The organism is Mitsuokella apri (assembly GCF_051886055.1).
Taxonomy (GTDB): Bacteria; Bacillota; Negativicutes; order Selenomonadales; family Selenomonadaceae; genus Mitsuokella.
Window position 1 is genome coordinate 1 of record NZ_JBJEXT010000069.1, and the last position, 22793, is coordinate 22793.

Consider the following 22793-nt stretch of genomic DNA (forward strand, 5'->3'; position numbering starts at 1 on the left):
TCCGGCTCAATGTCCGGGAACGTGCTCGACGTGCCGATATTGGCGTTGACCTTGACGCGCAGGCCTTCGCCGACGCCGCGCGGACGCAGGTTTTTGTGGTTGATGTTCGCACAGATGGCAATCGTGCCATTTGCCACGCGTTCGCGTATCGTTTCGGCCGGAATATGTTCTTCCTCGGCAACGATCTTCATCGCATCGGTGATGCGGCCCTCACGGGCCAGCTGCATTTGTGTAGCCATAATATTCCTCCTAATAAAAAAGCCGTCCGGCGTACCGGACGGCAAAATAGCTTTGTCACTTCCCTACGCAGGTCTTAACCCAACAGGTTCCAAGGGTCGAATCCAGAGATTCTCTCAGCCAAGCGGCTCCCCCAGCGAATCATTCTTTTCCTATTCATATGATGAGCTTCACGATTGTTTCCTTATGGAACAATCAGCTTCATTTATTTTAACAAATCTGTCCTAAAGATGCAATACAAATCCATGACTTTTCCATGTTCATGCGTAATACGCCAAAAATGAATCATGAATGCCATAAACATCAGGACAGCAGCAGACGGAAACGTTTCTGCGTGCGGCCGCAGCTGCATGGAGCCGGCACAGACTCAACCTTAAGGCCCGTGCGCAGGCGAATGAGCGGCATAGCTTCTGCAGCCAAAGACGTCAGCACAAGCTCGCCGCAGCCATCAGCAGCAGGCTTCCGTGTCACAGGGTCTATGACCTCTGCCAGCGTGTAGTCTTCCTGCAGATGAAATGTCAGCGCCGCCGGCTCACAGGGCAGGAATGGTGCCGCCGTCCCGAGCTCCGGCAAAGCAAGCAGGTGATAGACCTTGGCAGCTGTCATTTCCTGCAGCGTGGCCACGAGACTCTCTGACGGGACCTCCGTATGCAGGCAGAGTATGCGGGTAAGAGGCATTTCACAAAGGCCGCTGCCTTTCTGCTGGAGGATGTCGTCGAGCTCAATCAGGCGTTTCGGCGTGCCGGCCAGTGTCTCTGCCGGTACAGAATCAAGTATCGCCGGCCAGATTCTCTTATCCGCGCCGAGCATCACAGCGGCTGCACCGAGGAATTCGCCCGCATAGTGAAAATCCATGAGACGGCTGTCCGCCCCATCGCCGAGTACAGCCGCGAGGGAGGCATTATGCAGGCCGCAGGCCACAAGACTGCGCGTCATCTGCTCGACATGATGCGCAATATCCCCATTGGTCGCAAAGTGCAGAAAGCCTGTTTCCTCTTCATTATACCCTTCATTATATTCTTCATCGGCAGACAGTCCATCACCGTCTTTCATATAAGAGATGCGCAGCAGGCTCGAAAGCGGCATCGTCAGAAAGTCAAAAGCCCTTTTCCCCTGCAGTTCTTCTTTTGCCAGCAGTGGAAAATTCTGCAGGTCGCAGAGATCCTGCAAGTTGCTAGCATTTATCCCTGCCTCTGCAAAGCGTTCCCGGTAGTATGAGCACTTTTCACCGGCCCAGCGCAGTTCCTTTTTTAGTTTTTTCAATTGCAGCTCATGCAGTGCTTCTGCAGAAATCTGTTCAATCGATGGATTTGCAAACAAAAAAATCGTCCTTCCCGTTCTAAATCACAAAACCACAAAAAATTTCCCTCCAGGGAAAGTGACATATCCTGCCAAAAAGCATTCTGCCTTTTCGACAGCCTGTCAGATTTCCCTGGAGGGGGAAACTTTAGGGAAACTATAAACTTTTATTTGATGTCAAAAACGGTCTTATTGGCTTCCGATGGTTCCTTCGGCAGAACAATGTGCAGGACACCGTCTTCAAAAGAAACACTGACCTCGTCCTTGACAATGCCGTCAATTTCAAAGGTACGTTCAAACGTGCCCACGCGGCGTTCGCGGCAGATGTACTTGACATCCATATCCGGGTCCGGGCGCTCGGCCTTGATGGTCAGGTATTCACGGGCATCATCGTACGATACGGTAATCTGATCCTTGTGGAACCCCGGCAGCTCGGCAAAAATTTCATAACGGTCCGGTGTATCAATGACATCGACACGGAAAGAAGAAAACGCCCCGCTGACACGGCCCAAGGGATTGCAAGGCTGCTCTGTCATGAAGTCAATTGCCTTCTCCAGGGCCTCACGGCCGCGCTCTGCATTTTCGCGGATATTGAATGGAATCGGTCTGATCATCAAAATCGCCCCCAAATCTTCAACATAAAATTTATGTTCTTTTTTTCGGTATCTCTATTATAACTAAAATGTCTGAAAAATTCAAGAAAAGCCAGTTCCTCCCGTTGAGAAACTGGCTTTTCTTTTCTATTTGTTTTATCTGTTCTTAAATTTATCCAGAGCCTTCTGGTAATCCTGTACGAATTCGACTGTACCCATGTATTCACCTGCATCGTCATAGACAGCTGCGTAGCGCACACCGATTGGACGGCCCATGATGCGGCGCCATACTTCCATGTGTGTGCGTTTCTTCGCCTTGAAGTCGAGCAGCATCTGACGCACGACGGGAATGATCTCCGGCGGGTGGCAGTTGTATACCTCACGTCCAAGAGCGGAGAGCGGACGCGAGAAGACTTTGCCCTCATTGAGGAAATAGCGCAGGATGTCGTCTTTATCGATGAATGTGATGTCAACATCGAGAAGTTTCAAGATGCCCTGCAGCTGACGGACGGTCAGCTCGCCTGTCGGCAGCTTGACTTTGCCATCGAGCACAGACGGCTCCACCTCTGCGTTCTTCTCTGCGAGCCACGTTTCTCCTTCCGGCCAGCGCGGCATCGTGTTGACATCGACAAAGGCCATGCCCATCTCGAAGAGGTCGCGGTACACTTCATACCACTGCTCCTGCGTAAAATAGCGCAGGGACAGCGGAAACAGGATGCGGTCCTCCTTGAAAATCATTTCGCGAGTGCGCGTGCAGACCTGATTGATGCGTCCCTTATATAACGGATAGTTTTCCGCGTCTTCTTTCAGTGCTTTCGTGATGGTGCCGAGCTCGCGCTTGATTTCATCATCCACGCCCCACATGACCTGGGAAGGTCCCGTGACACCGTAATCATAGAGAATTGGCATCAGGAGTTCTTCTTTTTTGGCGTAATGCGAGCGGACGGCATTGAGGCCTGCCACCATGCCCGTGATTTTGACCACATCTTCGCTGCCTGTCATCTCATGCTGAATGGCATCGAGATGCTGCATGAGCGCTTTATTCTCAAGCTTCAGGAGACTCAGGGGATGCCCCTCCGGCAAATCTTCTTCTGCGAGAAACTGCGAAGCAGCGGCAGCTTTATGCGTTTTTTCTGCCATGGCCTGCAGCTCGGCCTTTTCCATCTCATTGCGGTCATGGAAAAGTGCGGCATGAACATCGCAGAGTTTCTGAACATCTTTCAAAGGCACGCCGCCCTTGATGAGGTCCTGCTCTGCTTCGGCAATCTCCTCCGCACCGACATGCTCGAAATTGCGCACAAAGTCAGCGCGCACGGATTCGAGGGATTCGCCGTTATTGAGGCGTCCGACGTACTCGCGCAGCATAGTCTGACGCTGCTGTTCCTCGGCGCCGACAATCGTGAAGCCTTTCTTTGCGAGCGTCTCGCGGATTTTTTCCATCGGGATGCCCTTGACGACAGCGCCGCGCGGCAGCGTCATGATTCTGCCCATGAGCTTCAGGGCCGCCGGCTTCATGATATCCGTAAAGCCGAGTTCCGCAAGAATTTCCTTAAGTTCCGGATATTCCGTAACGAGTTCAGCAACACTTTTATTTAAATCAATCTTTTTCATATCATATGGCTCCTTCCAGGCGAGCTGTATCAAGATTTCGTTCTCTCTGTTATGAGATGATTATATTACAGGACTCCGCCTCTTAGTTGTACCATTTGTTACATAAAGACGCAGAACATGTGCGCATCCATCTGCAGGCTCATTTCTCGACGTAATGACTGAAGCTGCCGATGACGAGCTGCGGGAATTCGCGGTGCAGGACTTCCATAAAATGACGCGTGCCAAGGATTTTGCCCTGCGGCTCCGGCATGATGTCGAGGAAGGCATCAGGGTCGATGTTGAGATTGCGCACCTGAATCATCTGCACGGGCAGTTCGCGGAAGAAATCCTGCCAGGCCGCGAGTTCCTCCTCGCGGTCATTGAAACCGGGGAAATAGAGCAGATTCAGCGAGACATAAACGCCGTGGTCAAGAGCATAGCGAATGGAGTCCTTGACATTTTTCAGGTGGTAGCTTGCGCGGTAATAGGCATCATAGCCCTCATCGCGGGCACTGATGATGGAAACGCGCAGCGAATCGAGCCCGGCATCGACGATTTTCCTGATGCCCTCGGTCCAGCCCGCATTCGAGTTCATGTTGATCTGGCCCTTTTTCGTCTTGGCACGGATGAGCTTGATGCCTGCCGCGATATTGTCAGCAGCCAGTGACGGCTCGCCTTCGCAGCCCTGACCAAAGCTGACGATGCCATCGGGCGCGACAGACAGATGGTAAATGCCGACTTCCGCGATTTCCTCAGGCGTCGGGCGGAATTTGATGCGTTCCTGCGGCGACGGGCAGCATTCTGCCGGCTGCAGCGAAATACAGCCGAAACAGTTGGCATTGCAGACGGGCGAAGTCGGAATGCCGCACTCCCAGCGGCGGTAAAAGAGATTCTGCGCCGTGCAGCAGTGCCATTTTAAGGAGCAGCCGCCGACCTGCTCGACGATGCGGTTGCCCGGCAGATCCTTCTTCGTGCGCTTGACGAGCTTCGGCAGCTCCTTCGTATTATAATGAACGGGATCCCACTTGTCATTTTCATCCGTGTAAACAGCCGCACAGCAGAGCTCATCATGATAAACCACGACAGCCGTATAGCCGTAGAGCGGCAGGCGCTGTGCCTCTTCGGCGCGCTCATAAGCCGGCATGTAAAGCCGCGTGTAGCCCGCAGGCAGTATGGCAGCTACGGCAAGGCCGCTTATGGGCATGGTTTCACCATCGGGGCTCTGACCGACAGCCAAACGGTCCGGCAGCAGCATGAGGTCGGCGCTTTCCGGCAGCGGAATCAAATCTTCCGGTTTTAAAAGGATATTTTCGCGTCCCGTGCGGCCCATGCCGCGCATGCCCTGTGCATCGAGAATATTACCGTCTTCATCGGCGTAAACTGCCGTAATCATCTCATTTGTCTGCTGACTCATCGTTCTTCTCCCCTTTATCGTCATGTACAGCTGCTTCCTGCACGGCTTTTTTCGCTTTTTTCTTCTTTTTCGGATTGAACTTGTTCATCGCCATATCGACATCATCCTGTACGATGCACTCGACCGCGGGAATCAGATACTGAATGGCCTCTTTGATTTTCGGCTGGTCCTCATCGGAAAAACCTGCCAGCACGTGATTGACGACGGTCCAGCCCGGCAGCGGCCGGCCGATGCCGATGCGCACGCGCGCGAAATGCTCATCGCCGACATGCGCGAGAATGGACTTGATGCCGTTGTGGCCGCCCGCACTGCCCTTCTTGCGGATGCGGATGGTGCCGGCCGGAATATCCATATCGTCGTGTACGACGATGAGATCTTCCGGAGCCAGTTTATACCAGTTCAGGATGGGGCCGATGGCACGGCCGCTGTCGTTCATATACGTCTGCGGCTTGACTAAAACGACTTTTTCCGTGCCGATGCGCGTATCGGCGACCTTGGCATCGAATTTATCCTTCCAGTCGGACTCCGCGACGCCGAGTGCCTCGGCCAGAGCATCGACGAACATAAAGCCGACATTATGTTTTGTCTTAGCATACTCGGAACCGGGGTTGCCAAGACCTGCAATGATTTTCATATGTGATTTGCCTCTTTCTTATTGATTCGGCTAAATTTAGCCAATCCTATCATGCTTAATATGTACCTTTCAGTTTACCATATCCTGCGGCATACAGCAAAAGGCAGCAAAAAAGTCTCTCAAGCAAAGCTCAAGAGACTCGATTTCTTTATGAAATTTACGATTCAGCCTTTTCGCTTTAATCATTGGCCGTCGGGTCGCCAATCAGGAAGAGATAAGCGAAGACGACAATGCCCAGAGCGATGCGGTACCAGCCGAAGGCCTTGAAGTCATTCGTCTTGATATAGCGCATGAGGAATTTGATGGACAGGATGGAAACGATAAAAGCCGTGACCATGCCCACGACGAGGATGATGATTTCCGCTCCTGTATAATGGAAGCCGAATTTGACCATCTTCAGGGCACTGGCACCAAACATGACGGGGATGGCGAGGAAGAACGTGAATTCCGCTGCCACCGTACGGCTCGCGCCGAACAGCAGACCGCCGAGGATAGTCGCACCGGAACGGCTCGTGCCCGGCACGAGAGAAAGGACCTGGAACACACCGATGATGAAAGCGGTCTTATAGTCGAGGCGGCGCAGATCCGTGATAGCCGGACGGCGGTGCTTGTTGTAATTCTCGACAATGATGAACATGATGCCGTAGAAAATCAAAGTAGTCGCCACGACAGGAGCCGTCATGAAATGTTCTTCCATATATTTATTGAAGAGAAGACCGATGACGGCCGCCGGCAGGCAGGCCACGATGACTTTCAGCCAGAGCTGAATGGTATCATGTTTCTCCTGGCGTGTCTTCCACGAAGAGAACGGATTGAGCTTTTCAAAGCTCAAAACGACAACAGCCATGATGGCGCCGAGCTGGATGACCACCAAAAACATGTCCATGAATGCCTTGCTGACATCCAGTTTGATGAACTCATCGACAAGAATCATATGGCCCGTACTCGATACCGGCAGCCACTCCGTAAGTCCCTCAACCACACCAAGGATGATGGTCTTGAGTAAATCGGCAATACTAAGATCCACTTTTCTTCCTCCTAATACACAACTATGCTTTTTTGTTTTTTCAACAGTATGCCCATTATAGCACAGCTCCTGCTGCTCTGCATGGAAAATTCATGCAGGCTTGACGATTCCCGTGCCCTAAGACGTGCTTCATTATAGGATATGCAGTTAAACAGCAGATAAACAGAATATAAATGTGAGCAAGTCACGGAATCTCTTCATTTTCCCTGTTATACTAAAGGCAAATCCAAGGAAATGCGTCGTAAATGCACATGGATTCCATATAAAACACGCGTGATACTTTTTTCGTATGAACCAGGGAGGTTTTTCTTATTATGGCAGCAGTAGTGATTACCAAAGATAATTTTGAGAGCGAAGTACTCAAGGCAGAAGGCACGGTCCTCATCGATTTCTGGGCAACGTGGTGCGGTCCCTGCCGCATGCTCTCCCCGATTGTCGACGAAGTCGCCAATGAGCGCACGGATGTCAAGGTCGGCAAAATCAACGTCGATGAACAGCCGGAACTCGCCCAGCAGTTTGGCATCATGAGCATCCCGACGCTGATTGTCTTCCGCAACGGCCAGAAAGTCAACGAATCCATTGGCCTGATTCCAAAAGAAAAAGTCGAAGAACTCATCGGCTGATTTCGAAACATCCTAAAACGGAAACATCCTAACTCCACACTCCACATTTCTCTCCAAATACATACATCTTACAAAAATCTGCTGTATCCGCAGCTCAGTAAGCCCCTGCGAGCTTCTTCAAAGCCTCTCGGTCCACAATCTGCAGGCAGCTCCGGCCCGTTCTGGTCCAGCCTTCCTGATTGAAGTATTTAATCAGGCGGGTGACGACCTCACGGGCCGTTCCCATATAGCGGGCCATCTGCTCATGAGTCAGATGGACCGTATCCGACTTTCTCTCCCTGCTCTCTTCGAGCAGAAAAATGGCAAAGCGGCGGTCCGCCGACAAAAAGAGCACCTGCTGCAGCTTCCAGAGCATGTCGGAAAGGCGCTTCGAGGCCAGTTCATAGGCATAGCAGCGCACGTAAATATTGTTATCCGAGAGCTTTCGGAACGCCGAAGCATCTGTCAGCAGTACATCGGTATCCTCTTCCGCGTCAATGTAGACATCAAAGGTCACGGAATCCAGTGTACAGGCAGCTGAAAGAATGCCGATATCATCGGGGAAGAGACGGTAAAGCGTCACATCGCGTCCATCTTCCGACAGTGTATAGACGCGCAGCTGCCCTTTCTTGAGCAGGAGGACGCCGATGCAGTCAAAGGGGCCGCGGTGAACCTGTGCCCCTTTTTCGTAATGAACGGCATGGGTGTGCGTATTCAGAAGTTCCTTTTCTGCATCCGAAAGATGCGGCCAGAAACTGAAGTGACGGATAAAGAGATCGGTTACGCTTTTTTTATTCTGATTCATAATGTCACCCTCTAACGAAGAACGAAACGAAGAAAAAGAGCCTTTTCTGCGGAAAAGGCTCTTTTTTCATCCAATATCAAAAATCAATCAGCAAACGCTGCTCGTATCTTAGCGAAAAAGCTGGCTGACGGAACGATGGCTCTGGATGCGCATGATGACATCGCCAAGGGCGTCTGCAAGCGACAGGACGACGAATTTGTCCGACTGTTTTTCCGGCGGCAGCGGAATCGTATCCGTGATGACGAGTTTTTCAATCGGGGACTCGTTAATGCGCTGAACAGCCGGGTCCGAGAGAATGGCATGCGAGCACGAAGCAAAGATGCGCTTTGCACCGCGTTTCTCAAGGGCGCGTGCACCTTCGCAGAGGGAACCTGCCGTATCGACAATATCGTCGATGATGACAGCCGTCTTGCCCTCGACATCGCCGATGAGGTTCATGACCTCAGCGCAGCCCGGACGCGGGCGGCGCTTCTCGATGATGGCAATCGGAGCCTGCAGATGGTCTGCGAGCACGCGGGCACGCGTAACACCGCCGAGGTCCGGCGAAACGACAACGACATCGTCGAGTTTCTGCGTGCGGAAATAATTAGCAATGACCGGAGCTGCTGCCAGATGGTCAACCGGGATATCAAAGAAGCCCTGAATCTGACCAGCATGGAGGTCAACCGTTACAACGCGGGTAACACCAGCCGTCGTCATGAGGTTCGCGACGAGCTTTGCGGAAATCGGCTCACGGCCGCGCGTCTTGCGGTCCTGACGTGCATAAGCGTAATACGGTACAACAGCCGTAATGCTGTGAGCCGAAGCACGCTTGCAGGCATCGGCCATAATCAGGAGCTCCATGAGGTTGTCATTAACCGGATAAGACGTCGGCTGGATGATGAAGATATCCTTGCCGCGGATACTCTCGCTGATCATGACCTGCGTCTCACCATTGTTGAAATGACCGACATATGCATCGCAGAGATTTACGCCGATATGGTCTGCAATCTTCTTTGCGAGATCCGGGTTTGCATTACCGGTCAGGATGCATAAGTTTCCAGTGTCTAAAGCCATTTTGTTAAAATCCTCCAAATCATTACACCTAAATCTTTTCTCAAAAAGACGGGCTGGACCCAGTCTTTCCTTCTTTTAGTATAACACGCCGGAAAGAAAAAGGACATACTTCCTTGCAATTTGACAAAAAAAGTCTGGCTATCCCTTTTCGCAGCGAATTACTCGCGTTTGTCATGCCAGCTTTCGATAACAGTCTGACGTGCGCGGGCGATGGAGAGTTTGCCTGCAGGAGCCGTCTTGGTAATCGTGGAGCCAGCTGCAATATAGGCATTGTCCTCGACCGTGACCGGTGCGACGAGATTCGAATTGCAGCCGACAAAGGCGTTGTTGCCGATTTTTGTACGGTGCTTAATCTTGCCATCGTAATTGACCGTGATGGTGCCGCAGCCCATGTTGACATTCTCGCCCATATCGCAGTCGCCGATATAAGAGAGGTGCGGCAGCTTCGAGCCTTTGCCGATGTTGGAGTTCTTGACTTCGATGAAGTTATCGATCTTGACATTCTCAAAGAGATGCGTGTTCGGACGCAGATGGACGAACTGGCCGAGCTTGACATTGTCGTCAATCTGGCATTCATGAGCATAGACAAACTGCCCCGTCACATGATTGCCGCATTTGACATCCTGGAAGCGGACATTCGGGCCGAGTTCGCATTCTTCACCAATGACCGTGCCATGCTCGAGCCAGGTCATCGGGTAGATAATCGTGTCACGGCCGACCTTGACATCCTCGTCGATGTACGTCGTATCGGGGTCCATAATCGTGACGCCCTCATTCATGAGCTCTTCGTTCTTGCGGCGGCGCAGGATTTTTTCAGCACCGGCAAGCTGCAGGCGCGAATTGATGCCGAGCGTATCTTCATAATTATCCGCAGCCACAGCCCAGATTTTCTCGCCCTTCTTCTTGAGGATTTCGAGAACATCCGGCAGATAGTACTCGCCCTGGGCATTGTCATTCGTGACATGCGAAAGTGCTTCAAAAAGGTCTTTGGCTGCAAAGCAGTAAATGCCGGAATTGACTTCGCGTACCTGACGCTCTTCCTCCGTGGCATCCTTATGCTCAACGATTTTTTCTACAGAACCGTCTTTTGCGCGGATGATGCGGCCGTAGCCCGTGGCATCCGGCATGATGGCCGTGAGGACCGTGGCCTTCGCCTGTGCTGCAACGTGTTCATCGTAGAGTTTCTTCAGCAGGCTGCCCGTCAGAAGCGGCGTATCGCCGCAGAGGACCATGACCGTGCCCGTCTCATCTTTCAGGAGTTCTTTTGTCTGCAGAACAGCATGGCCTGTGCCGAGCTGCTCCGTCTGCGTGACAAATTCTGCCTGCGGGCCGATGGCCTCGCGGACCATATCACCGCCAAAGCCCGTCACAACGATATTGCGCTTCGCACCTGCTGCCTTAGCCGCATCAATGACATGCTGGAGCATCGTCTTGCCTGCAGCCTTATGCAGGACCTTCGGCAGTTTGGATTTCATGCGTGTGCCCTTGCCAGCAGCGAGGATGACGGTTACTAAATCTGACATTTTATCGTTCTCCCATCTTATCTATACTTGATTGTATTCCTATACTATAGGATATTATTTTGACTTTCGTTTGGCTTACGCCTTAGCCTTTGCAGAGCGCGTCTTTTTCTTTTTGGCCGCACTCTTCTGCGACGTGGCGATATCCATGGCCTTCAAGAGTGTCTTCTCGGAGTTCTCCATATGATGCTCTGCCGCTTTGCGCGCTGCGCGGCCATCGCCGTTGGCTATGGCTTCCACGATTTCACGGTGCTCATCAAGGGTAGCTTCCAGACGGCCCGGATACGACATCGAGAGGGTACGGAAACGCGTGAGCTGGTCGCGCAGATTGGAAATGATTCCAACCAAGCGGTTATTGCGTGCCGCATGATAGAGCAAATCATGGAATTCAATATCCGTCTCGACGATTTTTTCCATGGCCGCTTCACGGTCCGGACCGTCTTCATACTCTTTGATATAACCGCCGATGACGACAAGCAGCCGCTGCAGATGTTCAAGTTCATCTTCCGTGATATGTTCTGCCGCGAGACTGTTGGACAGAGACTCCAGTGCCGTGCGAATCTCAAAAATTTCATTGATATCGCGGATGGACATATCCGCCACATACGTGCCGCGGCGCGGCATCATGACAACATAGCCTTCAAGCTCGAGTTTGCGGATGGCCTCACGCACCGGCGTACGGCTCACGCCGAGTTCCTCGGCAAGCTTGATTTCCATGATGCGTTCACCGGGCTTCAAGATTCCCTTGCGGATAGCATCCCGCAGAGATTCACAAACGACTTCACGCAAAGGCTGATAACTATCTAACTTAATCGGAGTCAATCTCTGATCCATTTCTGATTCCCTCAATTCTGATCCTTGTTTTTTCCTGCCGTCTGACAGACGAAGATATCCGCATCCGTCTGCCCGCGCAAAGCAGCGGCGGCCTCCTCTGCTGCCGTTTTGTCTGCAAAAAGTCCGAAGACGGTCGGGCCGCTGCCCGACATCATGCTGGCCATAGCACCTTTTTTAAGGAGCCAGTCCTTGTACTGCGCGATAACAGGATACTTTTTAATAGTAACACTTTCAAGAACATTACACAATAATGAAGCAATCCCTTTTCGGTCCTGTGCTGCAATTTTCTCGCAGACCGCCGCATTTTCCGGATGCTTCTCTGCCCCATGTGCATCGTAATTCTGATAAGCCCAGGCTGTCGAAACCGAAATTTTCGGCTTGATGAGCACGACCCAGAATGACGGCACGGCAGGCAGCTCCTTGAGAATTTCGCCCCGTCCTGTCGCGAGCATGGTACCGCCCATAAGGCAGAAGGGGATATCCGAGCCCAGTTTTGCTCCATAGACACAGAGTTCCGGCAGCGTAAGCCCCAAATCATAAAGGGCATTGACCCCGCGCAGAGCAGCAGCTGCATCGGCACTGCCGCCCGCGAGGCCCGCTGCAATGGGAATGCGTTTCGTAAGGTCAATACGCACGCCGCCCCTGACATTCTTTTCCCTGAGCAGCAGGGCAGCTGCCCGCCAGGCAAGATTCTTTTCGTCCGCTTCAAGCCCCGGCACATCAAGGGTCAGTTCAATGCCTTCAGGGATTTTCTCGAAAGTCAGCGTATCGTGAAGACTGACCGACTGCATGACCATAGCCACTTCGTGAAAACCATCCGGCCGTTTGCCGAGGATATCGAGTGTCAGATTGATTTTGGCATTTCCCTCTACGGTAATCAAATTATCTCCCCCAATAAAAATTTTGCTGATGCCGTATTTTAACAGCTGAAATCTCGCTGTCCGTTGAAATGCGGCAGTAAAGCCAAAACTTCAGACGGACAGTGGGCCGCGCAGAGCCCGCATTTTTTGCAGAGCAGCGGGTCAAAATGAAGCCGGCGCTCCTCTCTGGAAAAAGTCAGGGCATTTGTCGGACAGACGACCGCGCAAAGACCGCAGGCCGTACAGCCCTGTCGGACTGCCATACCATAAAAAAGTGTGTTTGCTTCTATCCCCTGAGGCCCCTGACGCTTCAGCCACGTCATTTCGTCAAAGAAATAGAATCGTTCAATCTGGGAGTCCGCAATTTCCTGCAGGCCCTTCGCTGTCGAATGAAACAGTGCCTGAAAGAAACTGCGCCGTTCCACTTTTTTTGCCGGTTTGGGCTTTGTTTTTTGCGGCTTGACATGAACGAGCCGAATTTCGTCTTTCTGCGCGCGGTGCAGCGCTTCGTTACAGGCCTCCACTTCGCCAAGAAGCCATTCGTAAACAGCAGGCCGGCACTTCTGACACCGCGAGATATCAAGGCAGAGGCTGCGCCTGACAGCCATGGCCCATAAAAGACGGCGGTTCAGAAAGCCGAGGCAGGACACATTCTCCACACCGGCTTTTTGGCACATGAGCACCTGTGGCTCAAGTTCTGCCGCCTTGGTCAAAGCACGTTCGTAATCTTCCGTTGACATGATGGCCGCAGTCGGACAGACTGCCTGACAGAGTCCGCAGCCATCGCAGCGGCTCATATCAATCACATGTTCCTGAATCGCGTTCTGCGGGCATATTTTTTCACACAGGTGACAGTTGACTGCTCCATCGTGCATGAGGCATCGGGCAAGATCGATATTTCGTTTACTCAAAATCTTTCTCTCCTATCATAATTGCTTCTATTATATCATATATAGAGCGGTCCGACAGCTTCTCCAGTCATTCTGCCAAGAAAAACAGGCATCTGCAATAATTATTTTCTTTTAAGACTAAATATACTTTTTGATTGTCTTAACTGCCATTTTACGCTATAATGGAGTCATAGTGAGAAGCATCACACTGCATTAATACAAAAGGAGGGCAAGATTCATGGATGCACTTATCCTATCACGATGGCAATTTGCTATCACTACCGTCTACCATTTTCTATTTGTCCCTGTGACTCTTGGGCTTTCGATTTTCGTCGCTCTGCTCGAGACGTGCTATGTCCGCACGAAAAAACCGGCCTGGAAAGAGACCAGCCGCAAGCTCGTGCGGTTCTTCGGCACGCTGTTCATCATCAACTTTTCGATGGGTGTCGTAACCGGTATCGTACAAGAGTTTCACTTTGGCATGAACTGGTCGGAATATTCCCGCTTCATGGGTGATATTTTCGGTGCACCGCTGGCACTTGAGGCCCTGACTGCCTTTTTCCTCGAGTCGACCTTCCTCGGCATTTGGATTTTCGGCTGGAATAAACTCTCCGAAAAAGCCCACTGTATCTGCATCTGGGTCGTTGCCTTTGCCAGCAATCTCTCGGCTTTCTGGATTCTCGTGGCCAACTCCTTCATGCAGCATCCGGTTGGCTTTGCCATCCGCAATGGCCGCGCCGAAATGACGGACTTTTTCTCACTCGTCACCAATCATTACGTACTCGGTGAATATTCACACACTCTCTTTTCCGCAATTGCTACGGCAGGTTTCCTCGTCATGGCCGTCTCAGCCTGGAAAGTACTGCACGATGAAGCTTCGCGCCGCGCTTTCACGCAGACGCTCAAGGCTGGCGCTCTTTTCATGCTGCTCGGCCTTTTCGCCACGATGGGCAGCGGCCATATGCACGCCCAGTATATTGCACAGGTCAATCCGATGAAGGTATCTTCCTTTGAAGCTCTCTGGGAAACGGAAGACCCTGCTCCATTTGCCATTGTCGCCGACATCAACGAAGAGCAGCATAAGAACAACATGGAACTCACAGTTCCGGCTGCCTTCTCGTTCATGCTCTACAATCAGCCGTCAGGTGCTGTGCCAGGCATCAATCAGATTCAGAAGGACTACTCCGAAAAATTTGGTCCCGGTGAATACCGTCCGGATGTCACGGGCATGTTCTGGAGCTTCCGCATCATGATTGGTCTCGGCGGTCTCATGATCCTGCTCGGCCTCATCACGGCTTATCTCGGCTGGACGAACCGCCCCATGGCCTGCCCTGCCCTGCTGAAAGTGTTGCCTTGGCTGCTGCCAATTCCTTATATTGCCAACAGCGTCGGCTGGTATGTCGCTGAAGCAGGCCGTCAGCCCTGGATTGTCTTTGGCCTGCAGAAAACGAGTGACGCTGTCTCGCCAAACCTCACAGGCGGCGATGTCTGGCTGACGATGACGGGCTTCACGCTCATCTATCTCGTACTCGCCATTGTCGCACTCTGGGTGGCCATGCGCTTTATCAAGAAAACTCATATCTCCTTTGAAGAAGGGAGGAATGCATGATGGATCTCCAAATTCTCTGGTTCATTCTCATTGTCGTACTCTTTACGGGCTTTTTCTTCCTCGAAGGCTTTGATTATGGCGTCGGCGGTCTCATGCCGTTCCTCACTTCAGATGAAGAGGAACGCGGTGAGATTCTGCGCACGATCACGCCGGTCTGGGACGGCAACGAAGTCTGGATGATCACAGCCGGCGGCGCTATGTTTGCGGCTTTCCCACACGTCTACGCCACGATGTTCTCAGCCTTCTACCTCGCGCTTTTCCTCATGCTCGTCGCCCTCATTCTGCGCGGCGTTGCCTTTGACCTGCGCGGCCGTCAGGAATCTTCCTGCTGGAAGCGCTTCTGGGACGGTGCCATCTGCTTTGGCAGCATCGTGCCGGCTTTCCTCTGGGGCGTAGCGGTCACGGACCTCATCGCTGGCCTGCCCATCAACGAAAAAATGATTTACATGGGCGGTTTCTTTGACCTCCTGACCCCTTATTCCGTTATCGGCGGCCTTGCTTTCCTGTTTGTCTTCCTCTATCACGGTGCTTCCTTCCTGACCATCCGTCTCGCAAAGGAAAGCCTGATTCTTCGCTGTCAGGAAATCGGCCTGAAGGTCGGTGTCATCGCCGCCATCTTCTTCGTGCTCTGCATGGTCCTGACACTGCAGTACACGGACCTCTTCACGAAGCCGGTTGCAGCCGTCGCCCTCTTCGGCGCCGCGCTCTTCTTCGTCATCGCCATCCTGAGCATGAAACTTGGCAAAGGCAGGGCCAGCTTCCTTCTGAGCGCTGTCGCCATCGTGGCCACGACCGTTGCGTTCTTTGCCGGTCTTTTCCCGCGTCTCATGGTCTCGAGCCTCAATCCGGCTTACAGCCTGACGATTGCCAATGCTTCTTCGAGTCCGTATACGCTGTCCGTCATGACCGTGGCAGCCGGCATCTTCGTGCCGATTGTGCTGATTTATCAGATCTGGACGTATTACATCTTCCGCAAACGCGTCACGCCGAAAGATGCCGAGGAACATTATTGATCATTTCTAAGTCACAGAACAGAAACATATGAAAAATCTCTTCTTTCTTCAGACCATGCGCCTTCATCGAAAAAGTCTCATCTTCCTCGTGATGCTTGAGACTCTGCGGGCCCTGCTGCTCGCCGGTGCGGCCTTTGCCGCAGCGAAATTCGTCGACGGCGTCTTCCTGCAGGGAAAAGAGCTAAAAGAAACAGCACCAGTCCTTCTGGTGCTGTTTCTTATACTCTCCTGCCAATACCTCATGGTTCTGCTGCAGAACCAGCAGGCACGATCTCTTTCCCTGCAAGCGCGCACCATGGTACGCGAAAAGCTCCATCAAAAACTGCTGAGCAAAGAGAGCCAGTCGCAGCCTGACTTTCAGGACCATCTTCTGCCTCTGGCCTTAGAGGAGACCGATGCCCTCGACCTCTGGTTCACGCGCGTCCTGCCCGTACTTTTAGGGCTCATCGTCACCCTGCCTCTGCTGCTCATCATCGCCGCTCTTGCCGACCCCCTGACCGGTCTTTTGATGCTCATCACCGTGCCGATTGCCCCGTTTCTTCTTTACTTAATTGGCCGTGTGACACGCGAAGCCAGCGAAAAAGAGTGGCAGAAACTCACAGAACTCTCTTCCGGCTTTGCCGAACTTTTAAAAACACTGCCGACGCTCAAGCTCTTCCGGCAGGAAAAGAACATGGGCAAAAAAGTCAAAGCACTCAGCGAGGACTTTGCTGCGGCTGCCCTGCGCGTCCTGCAGCTCTCCTTTGTCTCCGCCTTTGCCCTTGAGCTCATCACGACCCTCTCGATTGCCATCATCGCCGTCGGCATCGGTCTCCGGCTGCTCTACGGCCATCTGACCTTCCTGACCGCTTTTTTCGTCCTGCTCCTGACACCGGAATTTTACCAGCCGCTGCGTCAGGCCGGCACGGCCTTTCACGGCGGCATGACGGCCATGACGGCAGAAAAATCACTGGCTGCTGCCCTGAAGCAGACACCCCCTCCGCCTGCCCCTGCTGACCGCGTCAAGATAGAGGATGTACCAGACGCCGCGCTGACAGCAGAGAACCTGACCTTTATCTATCCGGGCAGTCCCCTGCCCGTAATCGGGCATCTCAGTTTCCGTGTTCCGTCAAAGCAAATAACCATAATTCAGGGACCGAGCGGCAGCGGCAAAACCACACTTTTAAAGCTCTGCGCCGGACTTTTGCTGCCGACTGCCGGCAAACTCTGCTGGCAGCAAAATGGGAAATCCCTCCCGGCAGCCGGGATTTCCCAGCAGTTCAGCTATGTTCCGCAGGAACCTCATCTTTTCAATGCCTCTCTTGCTGAAAATGTCAGCCTGACGCTCGGAGAAGCCCCATCTTCCCTGAGCGCAGAGCAGAACGAACGCATCAAGGCAGCGCTGCAGAAAGTCAGCCTGCTTGACTGGGCAGCGTCCCTTCCCCAAGGTCTCTCGACAAAACTCGGCGAAGGCGGGCAGAATCTTTCCCAGGGACAGCGCAAGCGTCTGGGGCTGGCCCGCGCCATTTATCAGGACCGGCCGTTTGTGCTGCTCGACGAACCGACCGCAGCCCTTGACGGCAGGACAAGTGCGGAAATTCGTGAAGTTCTGCTTTCTTTTGCCGCAGGGCGCACGCTCGTGCTCGTCAGCCACGACGGAGAACTGCAGAAACTCGCAGCAAAAACGATTATTCTGGCACCTGTCGAACAGCAGGAAAACAGTCATTCACAAAAACAGGCAGAAAGGAGTGAGCGAGAATGAAGCTGCTGCGATTATTTTCCCTGATTTCCATACCGGCACTCCTGCCCGTCCTGCTCGTCAGTCTGCTGGCTGCGGCCACAGGCATTGGGCTTTTGGCCGCTTCTGCCTGGCTCATTGCCAGTGCCGCGCTGATGCCTCCGTTGTATACTCTCGCCGTCGGCATTACGGCAGTGCGCGCCTGCGGTATTTTCCGCGCGGTTTTTCGTTACGGCGAACGCTATCTTTCGCACCGCCTCGCCTTTCATGCCCTGACAGCCATACGCGTCAGCCTCTACCAAAAAGCAGCCGCCGTGCTGCCCCTGCGCACGGGTCCTGCCCGGCAGGGAGAATTCCTGCATGACCTTTTGGGCGGGGCCAACGAACTGCGCGACTTTTTCGTGCGCGGCCTTTTGCCGCCCGCCACGTTATTTCTGCTCACGGCCTTCATCGTCAGTCTGCTCTGGCAGATGACAGGACCTCTTTCCCTGCTTTTGCTGCTCCTCTACGCCATTCGTCTCTGCGCGCCCGCCTGCGGCTGGCAGAAAAGTCAGCCTGACAGCCGCAGACTTGACGGAGCTTACCGCAGCGGTCTCATGGACAGCGCTGGCGGCGCCGCTGAACTCTTCTTTGCCGGCACAAGTCCAGCCCTCAAAATCCTGAATCAGACTGCTGCAGACAAAATGCAGGCAGATAAAAAAGCCGCTCTGCAGCACGACCGCACGGATACGGCCTTGAATATCCTCGATGTCCTGACCCTGCTCACCCTCATGGCCGGCCTGATTCCCGCTGTCGCCGGCAGGCATCTTTCCGGCATCGATTTTGCCGTTTATTTTCTTGTGCTGCAGACCCTGCTCGCAGAGTTCCGCACCCTGCCCGAAGCCGTGCGCCAGATTTGCCGCAGCCAAAGAGCAGCCGGCTCCCTGGGCCCCAAAAATACAAAGAGAGCTGCCGTTCCGGCTGCAGTGAAGGCATCGGCTGTCAATGCTGCCGAAAAAACTCTGCTCTGCGCAAAAGATGTTTCCTTTTCCTACCGTCAGGGGCAGGAGCTCCTTCGCCATCTGTCTTTTTCCATCGCCAAAGGGCAGCATACTGCCATTGTGGGAGCAAGCGGTGCCGGCAAGACGACGCTAGCAGAGCTGCTGCTCGCCGTCTGGCCGGCGGATGCCGGCATGTTCTTCCTGCTGGGACAGCCCTACAGCAAACTGACCCAAGAAACCATCTGCCGGCATATCAGTGCGATGCCGCAGGGCAGCGTGCTCTTTGCCAAATCCATCCGCGAGAATTTTCGCGTCTTCTGTCCCGACGCAAAGGAAGAGGATATCCGGCAGGCCCTGCAGGATGCACAGCTGACAAAGGTCGCTGCGGCCATGAAGGACGGCCTTGATACAAAGCTCGGCCCCAATGCCTGTTTCTTATCGGGCGGCCAGCGCAGCCGACTGCTCACAGCCCTTGCCATTTCCAACCGAGCCCCCATCATCCTGCTCGATGAGCCGACGTGCGGACTCGACAAAAAAACAGCGTCCGACCTGATGCACGCACTTTTCAGGCGCGTACAGAAAACAGGACAGACGCTACTGGTCATTACGCATGATATAGAAGTTACAGAGAAATTTGCACAGGTGATACGGATTTAACCACTCTGTTTCCTGCTCACTTTAACTCTGTGTCATAGTCTCTGCCCTGAACCATGCGGTGCATGCGGGGCTGGAAAGATGGATTGATGACACTCTTAGCTGGGTCGTACTCGGCCGTATGAATATCCAGGATGTCAAGGAGTGTGTCAATGAAGTCGTCAGTCATGTAAGGACGGTTCACGGCAGCCTGAATGGCCTGCCATTTTTCGGGGTGGTGTTCCTTATAGGCCTTTGAAGCCCAGAAAATCATCGGGATTTCAAGTGTTTCTTTTGTCGGATTCTCCTCGACATGGCCCGAGAAAATGCCGTTGTCATAGACGGCTTCACCATGGTCGGGGATGTAGATGACGAGGGCATCCTTGTCGGCAAATTTCCCCATGAGGCTCGTGACGACAAAGTCGTTGTAGTAAAGCGCGTTCTCATACTGCGCAATTTCCGTGCGTTTTTCCTCCGAGAGCGTATCCTGCGGGGCAGGGATATCGTCCGCTGTGAATTTCGAGAAAATATAGGGGAAGCGCATGTAGTAGAGACCGTGACCGCCCATGAGGTGAATGACGTAAAAATTCTTGGCAGCCGGCTCCTGCAGGGCTTCATCTACCAAAGGAAACAGGGCTTCGTCATAAATGCCGTTGTCTTCATGGGACTCGCGCAGGCGCGTGAAACGGCTGTAATCGCTGCGTCCGGCAAAGAGCTGGGCGACATTGCCCCAGATGCCCGAGCTTTCCTGATTCGAGAGCCAGTACGTCTTGTAGCCCGCCGCCTTCATGACGTCAATCATGTTATTGTGCTCATACCAGGGCTTCTCTGCATCCACATCCGCAAACGTCAAAAGCTTGCGCAGGACGGCAACCGTCGCGGCCTCGGGGCTGATGGTATCGTGGTAAACGGCGAGCTCCCCTTTTTCGTTGAGCTCGTCGAGATTCGGCGTATTTTCGAGCGGATAGCCGTAGAGATGCATGCGGCTGCGGTTCGTCGATTCCCCGAGAATGAAGACGACATACGGCGTATCGCTCTCGTTTTCCGTGATCTCGACATCGGACGCGGCCTCATTCTTGAGTTTTTCAAAGGCCTGGATGTTTTCGACCGAAGTCGTTGTCGCCCTGCCGACACGCACGGCCGGCACATCGAGAGAATCATTTATAATGAAGGAAAAGTAGCTGTGCAGCAGCACGCCGCCCGCCAGCACGGACACGAGCAGTACGATGGGCACGGCGCGCGACAGGCGGTGGCGCGACAAAAACGGGATTTTCACGCGGCCTAAATAGCGGTAAGCAAAAATTCCCAGTACCATGAGCAGAATTGCCGCCGCTACGCCCTGCCAGCCCACATACATGCGGATGAATTCTCCTGCCTCGCGCGGATTCGTCTGCAGCACGGCCGTCACGATGCCCGCACCAATCAGGGAACTGTACTGCAGGATGGAAAAGGTCTCCACGCCGCCAAGCAGCAGCGAGATAAAGAAGGACAGGGCAAACAAAAAACGCCGCAGCTTCCGAATCGGCACGAAACCTAAAATCAGGACATAGAGCTCGATGCCGCCGAACAAAAAAATGGCATCGGTAAAGAGTACCCCGAGCTGCTGTGCCTTGTACATGTGGATATTGAGCCAGACAATCGGGGCAAGATTCAGGATGTAAAGCACCAAAAGAAGCCCCGCCTCATGCTCGACGATATGTGTGCCGCGCGCCCAGGCCCGCAGCAAAAAACGTTTCAATGCCTGCAAATTCCCATCTCCCAGCAAAAATGATATAATATTATATTATACACAACTCAGGAGGAATTTTCATGACTCAGGATGAATTTCATAAATTAGTACATCTCGTGATGGACTCCCCTGCCCATCCGCCCGAAAAGCTTTTCATCGGCGGCATGGACAGCTGGCATGCACGCGCACGTCTCGCCCATTTTCTCGCGATGAAGGGCATTGACAGGACGGATGAAGCTCTCGAGCTCTTCCACAGCGTCGTCGACGCCGATATCAATGAGGAAAAATCGGAAGATGTCGAGGAAAAGGTCTTCGCACTGCAGCGTCTGAGCTCCCTCGAAAAGGAACTCAATAAGGACGATGACGCCCTGCGCCACATCGATATGGCCATCGAGCTCGCCGAATCGACAGATTTTCTCTACAAATATATCCTGCGCGGCGAACTCTGGGCCGACCGCTGGAATCTCATGCACAAGATGAACATGACAAAAGATGCCGAGGCCGAGGTCGATGAACGCATCGAAGCCTTCAAGGACATCCCTGTGCATCACAACAGCTACCTTTACTACGGCTACCGCTTCAAGGCGCAGCTTTCCGCCGAACGCGGCGTGACGCTCGTCGCCAAGGACTACATGCACATGGCCCTGCACGCCATGGAAATCCCGCAGGAATACGAAGCCGGCCTCGAAAAGGCCTTCGCCGCCACGCACGACAACGCCTCGTGGATCCTCACGGAAGTCGACAAGGCCACGCCGAACCCCGACAATCTGCACTGGGATATCTGACCGTTCCGCACAAAAACAGCAAAAATCCGGCTCACCGCATGACAGGAGCCGGATTTTTTTATTGCCGAAGATTGCCGATGATGACGCCGAGGAAAATCAGCACGACACCGAGCCACTGCAGAGGCGCAATGTGCTCGCCGAGCACGAGAAAAGCCATAATCAGGGCCATCGGCAGCTCCGATGAGGTCAGGATGCTGCCGAGCGACGGCCCCGTATGCGGAATGCCGATGGCAAAGAGCAGAGGCGGCAAAGCGATGCCGAAAAGGCCGAGCGGCAGCCCGTAGGGCAGAACTTTCGCGATATCTGCAAACGACAGCAGAAACGCCGGCGGCATCACGCTGAAAACGACCACAGCCGCACCGATTGACATCAAAGCACTCTTGAGAAACGGCGGCACCTCGCAGCCGACGGTACCGCTGACGATCAGGACAAAGGCGTAGCTAACGGCCGACAAAAGGCCCCAAATGATGCCCTGCGTCAAGGCCAACGGTTCACCGCTGCCGAGAAATCCCGCTGCGAGTACGGATCCCGGCAGCAGCACGACAAGGGCCGCGATTTTGCTGCGGCCCGGCAGACGGCGCGTAATGATGCTGTCGAGCACCATGCTGATCCAGACGAACTGAAAAAGCAGAATGACGGCAAACGAGGCCGTAACCGTCTTGAGCGCCGTGTAGTAAAACATCGTCGTGAGGCCGACGGGCAGACCGCAGAGTATCAAAGTCAAAATACGGCGCGGACTCATCCTGACGAGACTGCGGCGCAAAAGCACAACAGTCCACAAGAGCACCATACCGAAAAACACCTGACTGCCGCAGACTTCCGCAGCCGTCAGTCTTGCCGCATAGGCAAGCTTCACAATGGTCGAAAGGATGCCGTAACTGCATCCCCCTAGAAAGACAAGAACAGCGTATTGCAAAAAAATCACTCCCCGATACATCTCCGATTTACAGGCAAAATAAAAGCCAC

Annotated in this window: 21 protein-coding genes and 1 riboswitch; of the genes, 6 read left to right on the top strand and 15 right to left on the bottom strand. The window is 53.4% G+C overall.

Translation table 11 applies throughout. The features are described from left to right. The 7 genes from ACI4OH_RS09950 to ACI4OH_RS09980 all read right to left on the bottom strand — a co-directional run. The coding region (locus ACI4OH_RS09950) for a phosphomethylpyrimidine synthase ThiC (RefSeq protein WP_439784693.1) at window positions 1–239 on the bottom strand (239 nt) is incomplete at its 3' end. A 43-nt stretch (window positions 240–282) separates the two neighbouring features. Then, a riboswitch (TPP riboswitch) is annotated at window positions 283–382 on the bottom strand. 158 nt (window positions 383–540) lie between these two features. After that, window positions 541–1557, bottom strand: coding sequence for a phenylacetate--CoA ligase family protein (locus ACI4OH_RS09955; RefSeq protein ID WP_432646841.1), 1017 nt, complete (start codon window positions 1555–1557; stop codon window positions 541–543). A gap of 146 nt (window positions 1558–1703) precedes the next feature. Beyond that, the gene (locus ACI4OH_RS09960; protein WP_432646840.1) at window positions 1704–2150 is read right to left on the bottom strand and encodes an Hsp20 family protein; all 447 of its coding nucleotides are present in this window, start codon (window positions 2148–2150) and stop codon (window positions 1704–1706) included. Between the two features lie 135 nt (window positions 2151–2285). Continuing rightward, window positions 2286–3740 (bottom strand): DUF438 domain-containing protein, encoded by a 1455-nt coding sequence (locus ACI4OH_RS09965; protein WP_435721323.1) that lies wholly within the window; start codon window positions 3738–3740, stop codon window positions 2286–2288. A gap of 139 nt (window positions 3741–3879) precedes the next feature. Then, window positions 3880–5133: a radical SAM family protein gene (locus tag ACI4OH_RS09970; protein WP_435721322.1), complete on the bottom strand. Its 1254-nt coding sequence runs from the start codon at window positions 5131–5133 to the stop codon at window positions 3880–3882. Beyond that, window positions 5114–5767 (bottom strand): aminoacyl-tRNA hydrolase, encoded by a 654-nt coding sequence (gene pth / locus ACI4OH_RS09975; protein ID WP_432646837.1) that lies wholly within the window; start codon window positions 5765–5767, stop codon window positions 5114–5116. The genes ACI4OH_RS09970 and pth overlap by 20 nt, the downstream gene beginning before the upstream one ends. Before the next feature lie 178 nt (window positions 5768–5945). Then, entirely contained in the window at window positions 5946–6794 is an 849-nt protein-coding gene (locus ACI4OH_RS09980) for an undecaprenyl-diphosphate phosphatase (protein WP_432646836.1), read from the bottom strand. A gap of 314 nt (window positions 6795–7108) precedes the next feature. On the opposite strand from ACI4OH_RS09980, the gene trxA reads away from it, so the two are divergent. Continuing rightward, window positions 7109–7417, top strand: coding sequence for a thioredoxin (gene trxA / locus ACI4OH_RS09985; protein ID WP_432646835.1), 309 nt, complete (start codon window positions 7109–7111; stop codon window positions 7415–7417). Between the two features lie 94 nt (window positions 7418–7511). Here trxA and ACI4OH_RS09990 read toward each other — a convergent pair whose 3' ends face one another. The 6 genes from ACI4OH_RS09990 to ACI4OH_RS10015 form a co-directional block, all read right to left on the bottom strand. Further along, window positions 7512–8201 carry a Crp/Fnr family transcriptional regulator gene (locus tag ACI4OH_RS09990; protein ID WP_435721321.1) on the bottom strand — a complete coding sequence of 230 codons (690 nt, stop codon included), beginning with the start codon at window positions 8199–8201 and terminating at the stop codon, window positions 7512–7514. A 108-nt stretch (window positions 8202–8309) separates the two neighbouring features. Further along, on the bottom strand, window positions 8310–9257 hold the full coding sequence (locus ACI4OH_RS09995) for a ribose-phosphate diphosphokinase (RefSeq protein WP_295632958.1): 948 nt from the start codon (window positions 9255–9257) through the stop codon (window positions 8310–8312). Window positions 9258–9415: 158 nt separating this feature from the next. Continuing rightward, window positions 9416–10780 (bottom strand): bifunctional UDP-N-acetylglucosamine diphosphorylase/glucosamine-1-phosphate N-acetyltransferase GlmU, encoded by a 1365-nt coding sequence (glmU, locus tag ACI4OH_RS10000; RefSeq protein ID WP_432646833.1) that lies wholly within the window; start codon window positions 10778–10780, stop codon window positions 9416–9418. A gap of 75 nt (window positions 10781–10855) precedes the next feature. Further along, window positions 10856–11611, bottom strand: a complete 756-nt coding sequence (locus tag ACI4OH_RS10005; RefSeq protein ID WP_432646832.1) for a GntR family transcriptional regulator — start codon at window positions 11609–11611, stop codon at window positions 10856–10858. 11 nt (window positions 11612–11622) lie between these two features. Further along, a complete protein-coding gene (gene ispE, locus ACI4OH_RS10010; RefSeq protein ID WP_435721320.1) occupies window positions 11623–12492 on the bottom strand; it encodes a 4-(cytidine 5'-diphospho)-2-C-methyl-D-erythritol kinase in 870 nt (289 codons plus the stop codon). A 38-nt stretch (window positions 12493–12530) separates the two neighbouring features. Further along, complete coding sequence (locus ACI4OH_RS10015) at window positions 12531–13382, bottom strand: 4Fe-4S binding protein (RefSeq protein ID WP_439784694.1); 852 nt, start codon at window positions 13380–13382, stop codon at window positions 12531–12533. A 217-nt stretch (window positions 13383–13599) separates the two neighbouring features. On the opposite strand from ACI4OH_RS10015, the gene ACI4OH_RS10020 reads away from it, so the two are divergent. Genes ACI4OH_RS10020 through cydC form a run of 4 tightly spaced genes read left to right on the top strand, consistent with a single transcriptional unit; the run spans window position 13600 to window position 19337 of the window. Further along, a complete protein-coding gene (locus ACI4OH_RS10020) occupies window positions 13600–14970 on the top strand; it encodes a cytochrome ubiquinol oxidase subunit I (RefSeq protein WP_435721318.1) in 1371 nt (456 codons plus the stop codon). Beyond that, window positions 14970–15983: a cytochrome d ubiquinol oxidase subunit II gene (cydB, locus tag ACI4OH_RS10025; RefSeq protein ID WP_435721420.1), complete on the top strand. Its 1014-nt coding sequence runs from the start codon at window positions 14970–14972 to the stop codon at window positions 15981–15983. Before ACI4OH_RS10020 ends, cydB begins: the two co-directional genes overlap by 1 nt. 28 nt (window positions 15984–16011) lie before the next feature. Then, a complete protein-coding gene (gene cydD / locus ACI4OH_RS10030) occupies window positions 16012–17724 on the top strand; it encodes a thiol reductant ABC exporter subunit CydD (RefSeq protein WP_435721317.1) in 1713 nt (570 codons plus the stop codon). Continuing rightward, window positions 17721–19337 (top strand): thiol reductant ABC exporter subunit CydC, encoded by a 1617-nt coding sequence (cydC, locus tag ACI4OH_RS10035; RefSeq protein ID WP_435721316.1) that lies wholly within the window; start codon window positions 17721–17723, stop codon window positions 19335–19337. The genes cydD and cydC overlap by 4 nt, the downstream gene beginning before the upstream one ends. Before the next feature lie 16 nt (window positions 19338–19353). On the opposite strand, the gene ACI4OH_RS10040 is transcribed toward cydC, so the two are convergent. Next, window positions 19354–21060, bottom strand: coding sequence for a phosphoethanolamine transferase family protein (locus ACI4OH_RS10040; RefSeq protein WP_435721315.1), 1707 nt, complete (start codon window positions 21058–21060; stop codon window positions 19354–19356). A gap of 62 nt (window positions 21061–21122) precedes the next feature. Here ACI4OH_RS10040 and ACI4OH_RS10045 point away from each other — a divergent pair, with 62 nt between their 5' ends. Further along, a complete protein-coding gene (locus tag ACI4OH_RS10045) occupies window positions 21123–21827 on the top strand; it encodes a tetratricopeptide repeat protein (protein ID WP_439784695.1) in 705 nt (234 codons plus the stop codon). A gap of 58 nt (window positions 21828–21885) precedes the next feature. On the opposite strand, the gene ACI4OH_RS10050 is transcribed toward ACI4OH_RS10045, so the two are convergent. Continuing rightward, window positions 21886–22743, bottom strand: a complete 858-nt coding sequence (locus ACI4OH_RS10050) for an EamA family transporter (RefSeq protein ID WP_435721314.1) — start codon at window positions 22741–22743, stop codon at window positions 21886–21888. Between the last annotated feature and the right edge of the window lie 50 nt (window positions 22744–22793).

What these genes read in the sequence shown, in the direction of transcription:
- ACI4OH_RS09995 (WP_295632958.1), bottom strand. Translation starts at nt 9,257, where the DNA reads ATGGCTTTAGACACTGGAAACTTATGCATCCTGACCGGTAATGCAAAC.
- ACI4OH_RS09960 (WP_432646840.1), bottom strand. Translation starts at nt 2,150, where the DNA reads ATGATCAGACCGATTCCATTCAATATCCGCGAAAATGCAGAGCGCGGC.
- ACI4OH_RS09970 (WP_435721322.1), bottom strand. Translation starts at nt 5,133, where the DNA reads ATGAGTCAGCAGACAAATGAGATGATTACGGCAGTTTACGCCGATGAA.
- cydB (WP_435721420.1), top strand. Translation starts at nt 14,970, where the DNA reads ATGGATCTCCAAATTCTCTGGTTCATTCTCATTGTCGTACTCTTTACG.
- cydD (WP_435721317.1), top strand. Translation starts at nt 16,012, where the DNA reads ATGAAAAATCTCTTCTTTCTTCAGACCATGCGCCTTCATCGAAAAAGT.
- ACI4OH_RS09990 (WP_435721321.1), bottom strand. Translation starts at nt 8,201, where the DNA reads ATGAATCAGAATAAAAAAAGCGTAACCGATCTCTTTATCCGTCACTTC.
- ACI4OH_RS09965 (WP_435721323.1), bottom strand. Translation starts at nt 3,740, where the DNA reads ATGAAAAAGATTGATTTAAATAAAAGTGTTGCTGAACTCGTTACGGAA.
- pth (WP_432646837.1), bottom strand. Translation starts at nt 5,767, where the DNA reads ATGAAAATCATTGCAGGTCTTGGCAACCCCGGTTCCGAGTATGCTAAG.
- glmU (WP_432646833.1), bottom strand. Translation starts at nt 10,780, where the DNA reads ATGTCAGATTTAGTAACCGTCATCCTCGCTGCTGGCAAGGGCACACGC.
- ACI4OH_RS10045 (WP_439784695.1), top strand. Translation starts at nt 21,123, where the DNA reads ATGACTCAGGATGAATTTCATAAATTAGTACATCTCGTGATGGACTCC.
- cydC (WP_435721316.1), top strand. Translation starts at nt 17,721, where the DNA reads ATGAAGCTGCTGCGATTATTTTCCCTGATTTCCATACCGGCACTCCTG.
- ACI4OH_RS10020 (WP_435721318.1), top strand. Translation starts at nt 13,600, where the DNA reads ATGGATGCACTTATCCTATCACGATGGCAATTTGCTATCACTACCGTC.
- trxA (WP_432646835.1), top strand. Translation starts at nt 7,109, where the DNA reads ATGGCAGCAGTAGTGATTACCAAAGATAATTTTGAGAGCGAAGTACTC.
- ACI4OH_RS10005 (WP_432646832.1), bottom strand. Translation starts at nt 11,611, where the DNA reads ATGGATCAGAGATTGACTCCGATTAAGTTAGATAGTTATCAGCCTTTG.